This window comes from Marinobacter sp. Hex_13, assembly GCF_001566815.1.
Taxonomy (GTDB): domain Bacteria; phylum Pseudomonadota; class Gammaproteobacteria; order Pseudomonadales; family Oleiphilaceae; genus Marinobacter; species Marinobacter salarius.
On the sequence record NZ_LSMM01000052.1, the window covers coordinates 28,130 to 43,092 of the forward strand.

Below are 14,963 nucleotides of genomic sequence, written 5' to 3' on the forward strand. Positions count from 1 at the left end.
ATGCCAACACTGTCTAAAACATTTGACGACATTCAATCCCGAGTGATCAATGCTACCTCCAGGGTGGTACCGATGCACAGGCAGATCCAGGGGCTGAAACTGTTAATGAGCGCCAAGAAGAAGGCCTTCGGCCCACGCCGGCCGGTGCCCGAATTTGTTGAATCAGTCATCCCGGACGTTAACACGCTGGCCCTTGAGGACATCGATGTCAGCAATCCATTTTTGTATCGGCAGGATCAGTGGCGCGCCTATTTCAAACGGTTGCGCGATGAGGCTCCGGCGCATTACCAGAAGAACAGCCCCTTCGGCCCCTTTTGGTCGGTGACTCGCTTTGAGGACATCATGTTCGTAGACAAGAGTCACGACCTGTTTTCCGCCGAGCCGCAAATCATATTAGGCGACCCTCCAGAGGGGCTGTCGGTGGAAATGTTCATAGCCATGGATCCGCCAAAACACGATGTGCAGCGCAGCTCGGTTCAAGGCGTGGTGGCACCGAAGAACCTGAAGGAAATGGAGGAGCTGATCCGATCGCGTACCGGCGATGTGCTTGACAGCCTGCCTCTGGGCCAGCCCTTCAACTGGGTGCCCACTGTATCGAAGGAACTCACCGGTCGCATGCTCGCAACCCTTCTGGATTTTCCTTACGAGGAACGTCACAAGCTGGTTGAGTGGTCGGATCGGATGGCCGGGGCAGCATCGGCAACCGGCGGCGAGTATGCCGAAGAAGAGATCATGTTTGACGACGCGGCTGACATGGCCTGGTCCTTCTCCAGGCTCTGGAGGGATAAGGAAGCGCGCCGCGCGGCGGGCGAAGAGCCCGGTTTCGATTTGATCAGCCTGCTACAGAGCAACGACGACACCAAAGATCTGATCAATCGCCCGATGGAGTTTATCGGCAATCTGACGCTGCTTATCGTTGGCGGCAATGATACCACTCGCAACTCAATGAGTGGTGGCCTGGTGGCCATGAACGAATTCCCAAAGGAGTTCGAAAAACTGAAGGCAAAACCGGAACTGATTCCGAACATGGTGTCGGAAATCATCCGCTGGCAAACGCCGCTGGCCTATATGCGCCGAGTCGCCAAGCAAGATGTTGAGCTGGGCGGCCAGACCATCAAAAAGGGCGATCGCGTTGTGATGTGGTACGCCTCGGGCAACCGTGACGAGCGCAAGTTCGAGGACCCCGATCACTTCATTATCGATCGCAAGGACGCACGAAACCATATGTCATTTGGCTACGGTGTTCACCGTTGCATGGGCAACCGCCTGGCCGAATTGCAACTGCGTATCCTATGGGAAGAGATTCTCAAACGCTTTGACAAGATCGAAGTCGTCGGCGAGCCGGAGCGCGTGCAGTCCAACTTCGTGCGGGGCTATTCGGAGCTGATGGTCCAGCTGACACCAAAAAGTTAATGAACAGGCTAACCAGGATGACGACCGAACAATTTGACTATGTCGTGGTTGGCGCGGGCTCGGCCGGATGTGCTGTCGCCAGCCGCCTGTCGGAGAGCGGTCGCCATTCTGTGCTGCTGCTTGAAGCCGGTCCGGAGAGCCGCCGCAACCCTTTCGTGAACATGCCGCTGGGTTTCCTGCAGCTAATGTTCAGCCGCCGCTACAACTGGCAGTTCAATACCGAACCGCAGCGTCACATGCACGACCGGGCGCTTTTTCAGCCGCGGGGCAAGATGCTTGGCGGTTCCAGCGGCATGAACGCGCAGGTCTATATTCGCGGGCATGCCCGGGACTACGACGAGTGGGCACGGCTGGGGTGCAAAGGGTGGTCATACGCCGAGGTGTTGCCCTACTTCCGCCGATCGGAACATTTCGAGCCCAAACTTACGCCGAATGAGGCAGAATTTCATGGTCAGGGTGGTCCGCTGAACGTTGCCGAGCGCCGCTATACCAATCCGCTGAGCACGGCGTTTGTCGAGGCGGCGACCCAGGCAAAGTACCGGCTCAATACAGATTTCAACGGCAGTGAGCAGGAGGGCGTGGGCTTCTACTACGCCTACCAGAAAGACGGCACACGCTGTAGCAACGCGCGGGCCTATCTCGAACCCGCCACGGCGCGTTCCAACCTGACGGTTTGCAGCGGCGCGTATGTCACCCGGGTGCTACTCGAAGACACCCGCGCCACCGGTGTCGAATACCGCGATACAAAGGGGCTGACGCAGGTCCGTGCCGGGCGCGAAGTTGTGCTCTGCGGCGGCGCGTTCAACTCGCCGCAACTGCTGATGCTGTCCGGGATCGGTCCGCGGGAGGAACTGTCCCGGCATGGCATAGAACTGCGCCATGCGTTGGGGGGCGTCGGGCAGAATCTTCAGGATCATATCGACGTGTTCGTGCGCGTCAGCGCCCGCAGCCGCCAAAGCATCTCGATGCATCCGAGTTACTGGCTCAAGGGGCTGTGGGGCGCTCTGACGTATCTGAGCGGCCGGCGGGGCGTGCTGTCGAGCAACGGCGCCGAGGCCGGCGGGTTCATCCGCTCCCGGCCCGAGGAGCCGGTACCCGACCTGCAGCTGCACTTCGCGCCAATGCTGTACGACGATCACGGGCGAGACCTGAAGACCGCGATGAGCGGTTATGGCTACGCGGTGATGATCTACGGGCTCAGGCCGTCGTCGCGCGGGCGCGTCGGTCTGCACAGTGCCGACCCGTTTGCCGCGCCGCTGATCGACCCCAACTACATGGCCGAGTCCGCCGATGTCGAGCGACTGGTGCGCGGTGTCCACCTGGTGCGCAAGATCCTGGCGCAGGCGGCGTTTGCCCCGCACCACGAGGTTGAGGTCTTGCCCGGGCCGGCGCTGCAGAATGACGACGATCTCGCCGCATGGGTACGGCGCAGCGGTGAATCAGCGTACCACCCGGTTGGCACCTGCAAGATGGGTGTTGATCCGATGGCGGTGGTCGATCCGCGCCTGCGCGTGCATGGCCTGCAATGCCTGCGGGTGGTCGATGCCTCCATCATGCCGACGCTGGTCGGCGGAAACACCAATCAGCCGGCAACCATGATCGGCGAGAAAGGTGCCGCGATGATACTTGAGGATGCCGGGGAGATGGTCGGCTGAGCTCCGCGCGCGCGGGCGTCACAGGGCTCAGTTGGCATCTGGACTTCTGATCAATCTGATTCCAAAGAACAGTAGAAAGAGACAGGCTATGGCAAACCAACAGAAAGAGACGACAGTCATCGTTGGCGGCGGGCACGCAGCAGGTGCGCTCCTGACAACCTTGCTGCAAAAGAAATATCAACATGAAGTGGTCCTGGTGGGCGAAGAGCCACATCCACCCTATCAGCGGCCGCCCCTGTCCAAGAACTACCTGGCAGGCGAGGTGGATCAGGAGTCGCTGTACCTCAAGCCGCGCTCGGTGTACGAGAACGCCGGCCATCAGTTGCGGCTCGGTGTACGTGCCGAACAAATTGATCGGGACAACAAGACCATCAGTTTGTCGGACCAGAGCACATTGAAATACGATCGACTGGTCCTGGCCACGGGGTCACACGTTCGACGCCTGAACGCACCCGGGGCTGACTTGAAGGGCATTCATTACCTACATGACATAGCTGACTCGGATGCCCTGCGTGAACAACTGGTTCCGGGGAAACGCTTGGTCATCGTGGGTGGTGGTTACATTGGCCTTGAAGTGGCATCCAGCGCTACCAAAAAAGGCGTTGATGTCACGGTACTGGAAGCGGCCGAGCGTCTTATGCAGCGTGTAACAGGCCCGGAAATGTCGGAGTTTTTTTACACCAAACACAGTAACGCTGGCGTGGATCTACGCCTGAACACGGCGGTAACCGGTTTCGAAGCTAGCGATCAGGGGCATGTGGCTGGCGTGACATTGGCGAGCGGCGGCACTGTACCGGCCGACATAGTGCTCGTTTCAGTGGGTGTGGCGCCAGAAACCGCCCTGGCTGAGGCCGCCGGCCTGCCCTGTGATGACGGCATTATTGTTGACGAGTTTACCCGCACAGAAGATCCAGCCATCCTGGCGATCGGCGACTGTACCCGCCACCGGAATCTTTTCTTCGAGAAGATGCAGCGCCTTGAATCTGTCGCCAACGCGGTTGATCAGGCCCGGACAGTGGCGGCAACCCTGATGGGCGAGAAGAAACCCTATAATAGCGCTCCATGGTTCTGGTCGAACCAGTATGACGTGCGTCTGCAGATGGTGGGGTTGTCGCAATATCATGATCAGCGTGTGCTGCGCGGAAGCCCGGAAGACAAGGGATTTGCGGTGTTTTATCTCCGCGACGGCTGTGTCATTGCTGTTGATGCGGTTAACCTGCCCATCGCTTTTATGGTCGGCAAGACCCTCGTTCAACAACGCAGGCAGGTCAATCCTGAAATGTTGAAGGATCCGGATATTGAACTGAAGTCCTTGGTGAGCGGTCAGTCCATAAATTGAAATTGACGACCGAGTAGAGCTGTGCCCTTAGTTTGCCCAAAATTGCGAAAGCAATGCACAACTCATACGGCCTATGGATATCATATCCTACGACCGACAGCTTTCAGTGAGCGCAAAGAATGCGTGAGCCACAACCGGCGGAATTTCCCGTAGCCAGACACATTACTGTTGCTCTGGTAAACCGAGAGCACCATAGCGGTGAAATAATTCTCTATATATCCCACTAATAACCTCACCTTGCAATTACCGACGAAAATATGAACTTGATTTTATCCACAAAGATAAAGCGAAGTCTCTATCGGCCATTATGGGTAGAGGTTCCGATCACTCAATCCTTCATAAGCAACATCGCCCATTCGGTGTCGACCTCTTGTTTTGGTTCATCTGAGCATATGCTTTTTCATGCGGATGGGTGGTGGCAGCCAAGACAGGGCTTTTCAGACTGCAAGCTTCAAGCGGTGTGTAAATCAAACACAGTAAGATTCCGGCTTATTGATGGTGGACATCAAGAACCGATAGTTACGAGCGGTATTAATGTTAAGACACTTGCTCGATTAAATGAAACTTGCGGGACTACTGAAAAGGTTTTCTATAGTAAGGACGTGCCGGTCCTGATGGCTATATACTACTCGACTAAACGATACGAGACCTTTAAATGATGTATAAGGCTGGGGCTATATACCTAAGGAAGATCTGAATAACCGCTGGTTTTTGCCCCTTTTCCGCAATCTTGGCGGAAAAGGGGCGCATTGGTCTTACGCTGCAGGTTTTTTATCAATCAGCAGGTTGCTGAAAGCGACCAGCAAATGCAGACGGTTGGTATACTTGGCATTTAAAAGCGATATGCGACTCCGATGCTCACGATAGTGGGGTCCACTTCCACTTCTGCCTGAACAGGGGCCGGGCCCAGGTTACCGGTGATATCCGCCTTGAAGGGTGCATATCTAACGTCAAAATTTGCCGACCAGTTATTGTGTATCTTCCAGCGAAAACCAGCCTGAACCGCAGGGGCCCATGTATCTTCGACGTCGAAGTCGGTTAGTGCGCGATCCTTTTCATCTAAAAAGAGAATCCGTCCTACACCCGCTCCAAAGTACGGAGAGAAGTTGCTACCCGTCAAGACATGATACTGAAGCGAAAGAATTACCGGACCATAATCTGTTTGACCAAGAAAAAGACCGGAGAGAGACTCTTCGCCCTGGAGGTCCGCACTAGCGGGAATGCCGCCAAAAATGTTGAATGCCAGCTGATTACTCAGAAAATACGACACGTCGAATGATATGGTCGTATCGTTGTTAATAGACAGGTTGGAATTTGGAACGGGGGCACCCCCCGCAGAGGCTGATCGCAAATCTTCATCGGTTAGAACTCTAGTGGCATTCAGCCCAACCACCCAGTCGCCTCTACTGTAAACCGGCTCAGATTGAGCGTTGGCCAGGCTCGCAGCAAGTGAAAGTAAAAGGAACGCCACTAACGAGACTTTACTAATTATTTTAGGTTTCATTTTTTTATTATCCTTTTTGGTATTAAAACAAATTGGCTTTAGGTAAAACTGCAATTTTTCGTAACACAAATGTCACTCATTGATGCTAGCTTGCCGGTTTACTGACTAATACTTCCCCATACTCAGAACGCAGCTTGTTTTTTAATACTTTCCCAGTGGCATTGCGTGGCAATCCTTCCACAAAGATCGCGCGATCCGGGATCTGCCACTTGGCGACTTTCCCCTGATAATGAGCAAGAAGTTCCTCCTCAGTAATATTTGCGTCGGGTATTTTTACTGCCAACAGGATCGGTCGTTCGTCCCATTTATCATGGGAGGCCGCCACTACGGCAGCTTCATTGATGGCAGAATGGCCCATTGCGATTCCCTCCAATTCGACTGTAGATATCCATTCACCACCAGATTTAATAATATCTTTTGAGCGGTCACGTATTGTCATAAATCCATCATCATTGATCGAAGCAACATCACCTGTCTCGAACCAACCGTCTTCCTCAAGAGTCTGATTTGGTTCAACACCGAAGTAATCGGCTACCACCCAATGACCACGGATGCGGAGATTTCCCTGAGCAATGCCATCTTCGGGCAGTTGATGACCGTCTTCTCCTACAATTTTGAGCTGCACCCCGTAGGGAGGCCGTCCCTGGCTTTCACGGATTTTGTTTCTTCCTTCCTCCGAAAGAGTATTGTGTTTCGACAGCAGTGCGTTGACGGTCCCGATCGGTGATGTTTCTGTCATTCCCCATGCATGGACAACTTCTACGCCATACTTACCACGAAACTCCGACATCATTGAGGGCGGACAAGCGCTACCCCCTATCACCGTCCGTTTAAGCGACTGTGCCGAGGAGCCAAGCTCGTCCAAAGCCGAGAGAAGTCCCTGCCAAATCGTAGGCACACCCAGCGCAATCGTTACGCTTTCTGAATCGATCAGCTTGACCAAACTTTGCCCATCCAGGCCAGGACCAGGCAACACCAGTTTGGCTCCAACCATCGCCGTAATGTAGGGTACCCCCCACGCATTTACGTGAAACATAGGAACAACCGGCATCACCACGTCCCGTGCCGATAAATTCAGTGCGTCGGGTTGAGCAGCTACCAGCGCGTGCAGAACGGTGGAGCGGTGTGAATAGAGCACCCCTTTGGGATTTCCGGTGGTGCCCGATGTATAGCAGAGGCTTGAGGCCTGGTTTTCGGCGATTTCAGGCCAATTCGCGTTAGGCGTTCCTCGCTGGAGAAACTCTTCATAAAACAACAAGCCTGGAAATTGCGCTGCAATTTCTTCGTCCGGTTCGGACATCAATACAAATTTCTCAACCGTCTCCAGTCGGTCTCGGATATTTGAAACAATGGTAAGGAACGTTTTGTCAAAGAATATGACTTTGTCTTGAGCATTGTTGATAACGTAAACGAGTTGTTCTGGAAACAGTCGCGGGTTAATGGTGTGACACACCATCCCGCCACCAGAGATGCCAAGGTAACATTCCAGGTGCCCCACGTTATTCCAACAAATGGTCGCGCACCGATCCCCCTGGACATAGCCTGCCGTTCGAAGCGCTGACGCAAGTTGTCGCGACCGCTCCGAAACAGTTGCCCAGTCAGATCGACTGGGATTTCCATCCGTTCCTATCGACACAATCTCAGCGTCTCCATGGTAGCGAGCAGCATGGTCGATCAAGGAATTCACGGTGAGCTCCATGTTCATCATTTGGCCAAGCACGTTTATCTCCTGTCGTTTTTGTAGTTGGTTGACGCGAGTATCTGGCGTCATTAAGGTCCAATGTAGAAGGCATAATCCGGGTTTGAACCTAAACATTTCCCAAGAGGATGTCGGCTGCATTTTCGGCAATCATCATGGTGGGTGCGTTGGTGTTACCGGCAACCAAACTGGGCATTATCGAGGCATCGACAACTCTTAGCCCTTCAATCCCTCTGACTTTTAATTCCGGATCAACGACTGAATCCGGATCCGCGCCCATACGACAAGTGCCAACGGGGTGGTAAATAGTCTCTGCATTTTCCCGGATAAAGTCCGCAATCTGACTGTCCGAAGACACCGAGTTTCCGGGCTTAATTTCTCGTTTACTATGTAAAGCCATTGTTGGTGCCCCGAGTATCCGTCGTCCAAATTTAACGGCCGAGATCATTGTTTTGATGTCTTCGGGGTTACTGAGATAATTGGGTTGAATCAACGGGTCGGCCAATGGGTCAGGGCTTTTGAGACCAATAAAACCGCGGCTTCTGGGCATTAGATCGCAAATATGCAAGGTGTACCCATACCCGGCCATCACTTTTCGTCCATGATCCTTCAGGTAAGTTGGCAAAAAGTGGAATTGCACATTTGGCCGTTCGCACGAGCGCTCGGATTTAACAAAGCCTCCGGACTCGGCAACATTACTGGTAAGAAATCCACGTCGCGCAAAGATATATGAGAATAATGCGCTCACGCCCCGAAACAGGAAACTGGGAGCAACGCCAATGGGCAAACGTGAGTTTGCCGCGTGCATGATCGTAATATCCAAATGATCAACCAGATTCTGGCCGACCTCAGGAAGATGATGCACAAGGGGGATCCCGTGTTTTCCAAGCTCTTCGCTATCACCGATTCCCGAAAGCATAAGTAGTTGTGGTGAATTAACCGCACCACCAGACAATATGACTTCACCGCCGTTATTGAGTCTAAGCTGGCGATATTCGCCCCCCTGGTTCAGTGTCACGCCGACTGCCCGCTTACCGTCCATTACCACCCGGGTTACCCGCGCGTCCGTTAGCACATCAAGATTAGGCCGGTTCTCCGCGACACGCAGAAATGCCTGCGCTGAACTCCAACGGCGACCATTTTTTTGTGTCACCTGGTAGAGTCCCAATCCCTCTTGCGTCTCTCCATTAAAGTCCGTGTTTATCGGGAGCTCTACATGAGGTGCCGCTCGAACAAAATCTCGACTCAACGGATTGACTGATTTGAGTTCACTTACGGTGAGCTCACCGCCCTCCCCATGGTAAGAATCTGCGCCAAAACGTTTATTATCTTCCAGTCGACGAAACAATTTTAAAGCGCGATCCCATCCCCAGAGGTCGGTCCCGGCAACTTGACCCCAGTGGTCATAATCGGCTTTGTGACCTCTGATATAGACCATGGCGTTGATAGAAGAGGACCCGCCAAGTGTTTTCCCACGAGGCCAAAACAGGCGGCGCTCCTTCAGATGTTCTTGAGGTTCGGTTTCAAGAGCCCAATTCAGCTTTTTACTATTGGAAAGGAGTGCTATACCTATAGGCATATGTATGAGTGGATTTTTATCCTTTGGGCCCGCTTCTAGCAACGCTACTCGCTTTGAAGAGTCCGCCGTAAGCCGATTGGCCAATACACAGCCCGCCGATCCCGCACCGACAATAATGTAATCGTACATAATAACTCTCTTATTATTTGATTATACTCAGCCCAGAATACGAACAGCAGCCTCTATAAGACGCCGGACCCAGGCTGTATAGGGTGGAAAAAGAAGATGCATAAGAGAATGTTTATCCTCCATCAACGCCTTTTCATGCGAAAAAGCGCGGAAACCGTATTCACCGTGTGCCGCCCCTATCCCGGAATTATTAACTCCACCAAACGGCAGGCCCGGATGTAGAAAATGCACAACTGTAAGGTTGACTCCTACAGCGCCGGAGCTCGTTCGCTCGATAATATCCGTGGCAAAAGCCTCGTTTTTGTCGAATATGTAAAGCGCAAGCGGTTTAGGGTTATCGTTGATTTTCTTGATAACCAGATCAATATCGTCGAATTCAATAACGGGTAAGATCGGGCCGAATAACTCCTCACGTGAAATATCCATGTCGCTCGATACATTTGAAATCAACGTCGGAGCAATAAAATTCTCTTCAGCATCTGTAACACCGCCTTCAAAGACTCTTGCACCTTTGTTTTTGGCATCATCTATCAGGTTTGAAACTCGCTGGAAATGACGTCGATTTACAATCCGGCAATAGTCGGCGGTCGATTTCTGGGCTTCTGGTGTTTTTCCATAGACTCGCCCAATTTCCGTTTTAAGTGCTTCATTGAATTGATCTGCGATATTAACGTGCACAAAAACATGATCTGGGGCGATACAGGTCTGTCCATTATTGGCAAACTTACCCCAGACAATGTTTCTCGCAGCCCTCTTTATGTTGGCATCTGGGCCAACAATGGTCGGGGACTTACCCCCCAATTCCAGTGTCACTGAGGAAAGGTTCTTGGCGGCAGCCTCCATGACCACCTTGCCTACCGCAGGACTGCCCGTGAAGAATATGTGGTCGAAGGGTAAGGCCAACAGTTTCTGCGCTACCGCGGCATCACCCTCAATCACGGAAACCAGATCGGGAGGGAAGGTTTCGGCGACAATGTTGGCAATCACCTTTGAGGTATGTGGTGTCATTTCCGAGGGTTTAATGATGGCTCCGTTCCCTGCAGCCAACGCTGAGACGAGAGGTCCGAGCGCAAGATTGAGCGGATAATTCCACGGTGCAATAATCAGGCACACTCCCTTTGGTTCTGGCCGAACATAAGATTTCGTGCCCAGAACACCAACGGATGCAGCCACTCGCTTCGGACGCATCCATTTACGCAAGTGTTTTTTAGTGTGTCGAATTTCCTGAAGCACCGGCAGGAGTTCAGTTAATTTGACTTCTGGAGCGGGTTTTCGAAAGTCCGCCGCGCAAGCCGCAATGATGTTTGATTCGTAGCGTTTAATTGAATCCCGCAGCTGGTCGAGCTGCGCTATTCGAGCCTCCAAGGTAAAACTTCCGCGACGCGCAAGTTGTGCCCGCTGTAGGGCCGCGAACGTTGAATCAATCGTATCGCTGGTTGACACATTGGGCAGCCCAACCTTCGCCAGACTAGCAATCTGCATTATAAAATCACCTCTTGCCGAACGAGACTGTTGTTATTTTCCATCGGATTACTAGTCTTCATAGAGGACATAGTCCTCTTTTGTGGCACCACAGTCCGGACAGCACCAATCGTCTGGAATATCTTCAAAACGAGTGCCGGCAGGGAAGCCTTCGGCTTCATCTCCGAGAGCTTCATCGTAGATATGGCCGCAAGTGATGCAGACCCACTTCCGATAGGTATCTTTTTGAGTCGAGTCTTTCGGCGATTTTGAAGAGTTAGGCTTGGGTTTCGCTTTGGGCTTTGTTTTATTTTTAGCTGAAGGAGTAGATGCGCCCGTTGCTTTCTGCGATGCTCCCTCGGTCTTAGCTTGGCTGGCAGGGCGGACCGCTGTATTGGTTGCGGACACCGAAAGTTCCGGGTTCGCTTCTTGAAGCGCAACGAAGTCAACCTTATCCCTGACGGCACAGTCTGGACAGGACCAGTCTTCAGGAATTTTTTCCCATGTCGTTCCTGCAGGAAAGCCTTCGTGCGGATCACCAACCACTTCGTCGTATACATAACCACAATCAGGGCATTGATACTTAGCCATTTAGAGCACCTTTCAAACGATATTATTGTCTTTGTTTTGGTAGCGCCCGACGCGCACCCTCTTTCAGGTGCACGTCAGAGGCTCTTTTTCTGCAACGTAAATAAAGTAAACGAGGTATATAAGTTCCGATTAGCCGATCATTTAGCCGCGGCGGTATCGACTGATTCAGAATCAGTCCCACCAAATTTACGCTCATAGAATTCACGCTTGCCGGGTTGAATCTGAATCTTATCGAGATCTCCTTTAGCCCAATCCAGCACCCGGTGGTCCATTATCGAACGAAACCATGAGGGAAACATTGCGGCCAGGAACATCCCGGGATATCCCGATGGTAAGGAAGGCAGGTCTTTGAAGTCGCGAAGCGATTGATAGGACCTTGTAGGATGGGCGTGATGGTCGGAATGTCGTTGCAAATGAAACAGAATCAGGTTCGACATAATATGGTTTGAGTTCCATGAGTGGTGCGGTTGTTGACGCTCATAACGTCCATCCGACATCTTCTCGCGCAGCAATCCGTAATGCTCAATGTAGTTGGCGCTGGTCAGCTGCCACCAGCCAAAGGCCATTTGAATGGGCAAAAAGATCAGCATTAAGGGACCAAAAAACGCCAGCAATCCCGCATAAAGCACAGCGGTCAAAATCATAGGCTGAAGAACTTCGTTCTCCAGGCTCCAGACACTTTTTCCACAACGACTGAGGCGCTGTTCCTCTAAATCCCATGCCCGCTTGAAAGCACCGGGAATTTCACGCAGTGAGAATGAGTAAATGGACTCACCCATGCGGGATGTCGCCGGGTCCATCGGCGTAGCCACATCACGGTGATGCCCCTTATTGTGCTCAATGAAGAAATGACCATATCCGACCACGGCGAGGACAAGCTTCGCCATCCAACGGTCAAACGTTTCTTTTTTATGGCCAAGTTCGTGGCCTGTGTTCAGAGCCAGACCATTCACGATTCCCAGGGAAAGGGCCAATGCCAGAAACTCGAAAACATTCATTGGTTGCGTGGATACCCACCAGGCACTGACAATCAAGGCCGCATAATGAATAGGAACAGTTAAGTAGGTCAGTACCCGGTAGTAACGATCCTGTTCAAGCCGAGGCACGGCCGACTCGGGGGGGTTGGAAAAATCCTCTCCAAACATGGCATCAATCAAGGGAACTGCGCCATACCAAAGGATCAACACCAATCCGTACCAAATGCTCCATCCAGTTTGGGATACCAAATAAAGGCCAATAAGAGGCGTCGCTGGCCACAGCACAGAAAGGACCCACAGGTGGCGTTTTCTGTCCACATAACCTTCGGCATCAGGGTCTCTCTGAAGAGACTCTGTTGTTAAGACATTTTCTGACATTGACATTAGGATCACCTTATTGTTTTTCAGCTTGATCATTTTTCTACATTGTGCGAACACCGAGTCCCTCAGGTGAACGGACAAGTTGTAGGCATGAACAGGTTTGGCCAGAACCGGAGATCAAACAACTACTCTAAGGGGTAGTTTTCGCACTAGACATCTATCAATATGCTTTCACCCCATAGCGCCCTCGCGTTTCGGGGAGACGAAGCAGGAGATCGGATTGTCATGACCCGCCATAGCTTGGAAGACTGGTGTCGGAGGATGTCTGAAAGGATGTGGGCTCGTCAGTGTTTCATTACTCAAGGGTGTTTAGACCGCTATTGCCTGAGCGCTTCTGCTACGCCTGAATCAAAGGTAGTTCTGTATCGGGCCCCGCCAGGCTATGGAAAATCTGTACAAGTGGCCTTGGCAGCAAACACTCGCGAACTGGAACTTGAGAGCGCCGTTTATATCAATACCCGGTCGTGCCCTGACTCATGTGACGTTAATGGCAGTTTGTTTGCAGCGTTAGTTTTATATCAACTCGAAGGAGTTGAATCCTGGCGCACGATAAAAAGTGACATCGACACCATCGAAGTTCTTCGAAACGCACTGTGTAATGCAAAAAAGACGATAAGAATTTGCCTTGATGGGGTTGGCGAGGCTAAACATACCGCGGATTTGATTGAGGATTTAATCTGTGAAACACCGAGCAATGTGAAATTTTTCATTGCACCGAGTCGCGTCGGGGCGTTGCCACGTTTGTCTATGATGGCGGGTGTTGTAACGTATGGTGCTGATGAACTTGTATTTACAGAAGAGGAGGTTAGTGAATTATCGGGTATGGGTGGCCCCGAAGCCAGCAACATCATAAAAGCGACCGGTGGATGGCCAGCACTTGTCAGGCTTATGTGCCGAACCCCAAACCCAAATCTCCCCGCAGCGACTTGGCCGGAAACTCGCTCGTATTTCAGGGACAACCTCTTAACTGCGTTACCCAATAGTACGAGGACCTTTCTTTGCAATGCAGCGATGCTCGAAGTAATCAGCGCTGAATGCTATGGCTATGTCTATAAGACAGAAGAGGCCGACCGGGAAATTACGTTTCTTAACGAACATTATGCTCTTTTAGCTCCCACCGGGACTTCTGCTGATCGTATGGATATGCACCCTGTGCTGCGAGAGTATTTGCGTAGTTTATTTAACACCACCCAACGAGAACGTCGCTCGTATGTACTGAAACGGGTCGCGTTCTGGCATTGGCGTAGGGGAGAGTACCTCCATTCAATCAATGCAGCTCTGGAAGCCAGTGACCATCGATGGGCTCGCGTCGTAAGTGACAGCATTATCCTGGACGTGGCACTCAGACAGGGTGAAATCGAAGTACTTCGTACCTGGTTTGGAAAAGTACCGGCTCGTACGATAAAAAAAATCGCTGCCTTGAGCATAGGTTACGCGTGGATTTTGTATTTCAGCCAACAAGCTCGTCAAGCAGAGGAAATACTGGTTAGTTCGCTTCATCCGAGCTCCAGGGGGGTGGGCGATCTTGATGAGGAAGGATGGCGGGAATTGGTTAATGCGATAGGCAAAGCTACACAGGATAAATTACTGGAGAGTCAGGTTCTCTGTCAAAAATGGATAGACGCCTTTGGCGACCGTAACATGGTTGGCAAAGGCGCAGCACTTACTTGCCAGGCATTCATTGCCTCCAGTGGACGCCATTTTGAAGAGTTGGAGCGATTGTCCCATCGAGCGGCTGTGGCCATCCAGTCATCCAATCAACATTACGCTTTTATTTGGCTTAAAACTGCAGAAATTCAGGGTGAACTGTTCAAGGGGGACATCGCCCGAGCAAGGAGTGTGTTGCTTCAAGCGAATAAAACAGCAGAAAAGATTCAGGTGCCAAAAACTTTTTTAAATAAAATGTTTGGCACCCTTGAGTTACAAATCCTGCACGAACAGAACCATCACCTGGTTACCCAGGAATCTGCACAGGCTTCGTTCGATTTCGCTTTGAACTATGGCGTTACAGATATTCTGTGGGGGTGTACACAGGCCTACAGCCGTTTTCTGTACCACCAAGGGTTCCGAGATAGAGCCATGGCCTTGTTGGAACAATCCCGCTTAGCCTCCTGCGAGCGAGAGCTCTCTCGTCTAAATATCCTGACTAAAGTTCAGTTAGCTGAGTTTACTCTCCTGAACAACGAGGAATTGGGTCCACCTATACTCCCCGATGAATGTGAGCTGACGTTCCTG

Annotated in this window: 10 protein-coding genes; 4 read left to right on the top strand and 6 right to left on the bottom strand. The window is 51.9% G+C overall.

The window, feature by feature from the left end; all coding sequences use genetic code 11:
• The 3 genes from AXW11_RS13615 (at position 1) to AXW11_RS13625 (ending at position 4,407) form a co-directional block, all read left to right on the top strand.
• Positions 1–1,413 (top strand): cytochrome P450, encoded by a 1,413-nt coding sequence (locus AXW11_RS13615; RefSeq protein ID WP_091642690.1) that lies wholly within the window; start codon positions 1–3, stop codon positions 1,411–1,413.
• Between the two features lie 17 nt (positions 1,414–1,430).
• Positions 1,431–3,068 (top strand): GMC family oxidoreductase, encoded by a 1,638-nt coding sequence (locus tag AXW11_RS13620; RefSeq protein ID WP_227663913.1) that lies wholly within the window; start codon positions 1,431–1,433, stop codon positions 3,066–3,068.
• 88 nt (positions 3,069–3,156) lie between these two features.
• Positions 3,157–4,407, top strand: a complete 1,251-nt coding sequence (locus AXW11_RS13625) for an NAD(P)/FAD-dependent oxidoreductase (RefSeq protein WP_091642696.1) — start codon at positions 3,157–3,159, stop codon at positions 4,405–4,407.
• Positions 4,408–5,239: 832 nt separating this feature from the next.
• Here AXW11_RS13625 and AXW11_RS13630 read toward each other — a convergent pair.
• From AXW11_RS13630 to AXW11_RS13660, 6 genes are all read right to left on the bottom strand, one after another.
• Positions 5,240–5,911: an OmpW/AlkL family protein gene (locus tag AXW11_RS13630; protein ID WP_091642699.1), complete on the bottom strand. Its 672-nt coding sequence runs from the start codon at positions 5,909–5,911 to the stop codon at positions 5,240–5,242.
• Positions 5,912–5,996: 85 nt separating this feature from the next.
• Complete coding sequence (locus AXW11_RS13635; protein ID WP_172972330.1) at positions 5,997–7,619, bottom strand: long-chain fatty acid--CoA ligase; 1,623 nt, start codon at positions 7,617–7,619, stop codon at positions 5,997–5,999.
• A 100-nt stretch (positions 7,620–7,719) separates the two neighbouring features.
• Positions 7,720–9,318, bottom strand: coding sequence for a GMC family oxidoreductase (locus AXW11_RS13640; RefSeq protein WP_091642703.1), 1,599 nt, complete (start codon positions 9,316–9,318; stop codon positions 7,720–7,722).
• 27 nt (positions 9,319–9,345) lie between these two features.
• Entirely contained in the window at positions 9,346–10,800 is a 1,455-nt protein-coding gene (locus AXW11_RS13645) for an aldehyde dehydrogenase family protein (protein ID WP_011783983.1), read from the bottom strand.
• A gap of 51 nt (positions 10,801–10,851) precedes the next feature.
• Positions 10,852–11,370, bottom strand: coding sequence for a rubredoxin (locus tag AXW11_RS20855; protein ID WP_011783984.1), 519 nt, complete (start codon positions 11,368–11,370; stop codon positions 10,852–10,854).
• Between the two features lie 137 nt (positions 11,371–11,507).
• Positions 11,508–12,731 carry an alkane 1-monooxygenase gene (locus AXW11_RS13660; protein ID WP_199185490.1) on the bottom strand — a complete coding sequence of 408 codons (1,224 nt, stop codon included), beginning with the start codon at positions 12,729–12,731 and terminating at the stop codon, positions 11,508–11,510.
• Positions 12,732–12,953: 222 nt separating this feature from the next.
• Between AXW11_RS13660 and AXW11_RS13665 the strand changes: the two genes are divergently transcribed.
• On the top strand, positions 12,954–14,963 hold a 2,010-nt coding region (locus tag AXW11_RS13665; RefSeq protein WP_286792369.1), incomplete at its 3' end, for a winged helix-turn-helix domain-containing protein.

Coding starts and splice junctions, on each gene's coding strand:
- AXW11_RS13615 (WP_091642690.1), top strand. CDS start 1: ATGCCAACACTGTCTAAAACATTTGACGACATTCAATCCCGAGTGATC.
- AXW11_RS13620 (WP_227663913.1), top strand. CDS start 1,431: ATGACGACCGAACAATTTGACTATGTCGTGGTTGGCGCGGGCTCGGCC.
- AXW11_RS13625 (WP_091642696.1), top strand. CDS start 3,157: ATGGCAAACCAACAGAAAGAGACGACAGTCATCGTTGGCGGCGGGCAC.
- AXW11_RS13630 (WP_091642699.1), bottom strand. CDS start 5,911: ATGAAACCTAAAATAATTAGTAAAGTCTCGTTAGTGGCGTTCCTTTTA.
- AXW11_RS13635 (WP_172972330.1), bottom strand. CDS start 7,619: ATGATGAACATGGAGCTCACCGTGAATTCCTTGATCGACCATGCTGCT.
- AXW11_RS13640 (WP_091642703.1), bottom strand. CDS start 9,318: ATGTACGATTACATTATTGTCGGTGCGGGATCGGCGGGCTGTGTATTG.
- AXW11_RS13645 (WP_011783983.1), bottom strand. CDS start 10,800: ATGCAGATTGCTAGTCTGGCGAAGGTTGGGCTGCCCAATGTGTCAACC.
- AXW11_RS20855 (WP_011783984.1), bottom strand. CDS start 11,370: ATGGCTAAGTATCAATGCCCTGATTGTGGTTATGTATACGACGAAGTG.
- AXW11_RS13660 (WP_199185490.1), bottom strand. CDS start 12,731: ATGTCAATGTCAGAAAATGTCTTAACAACAGAGTCTCTTCAGAGAGAC.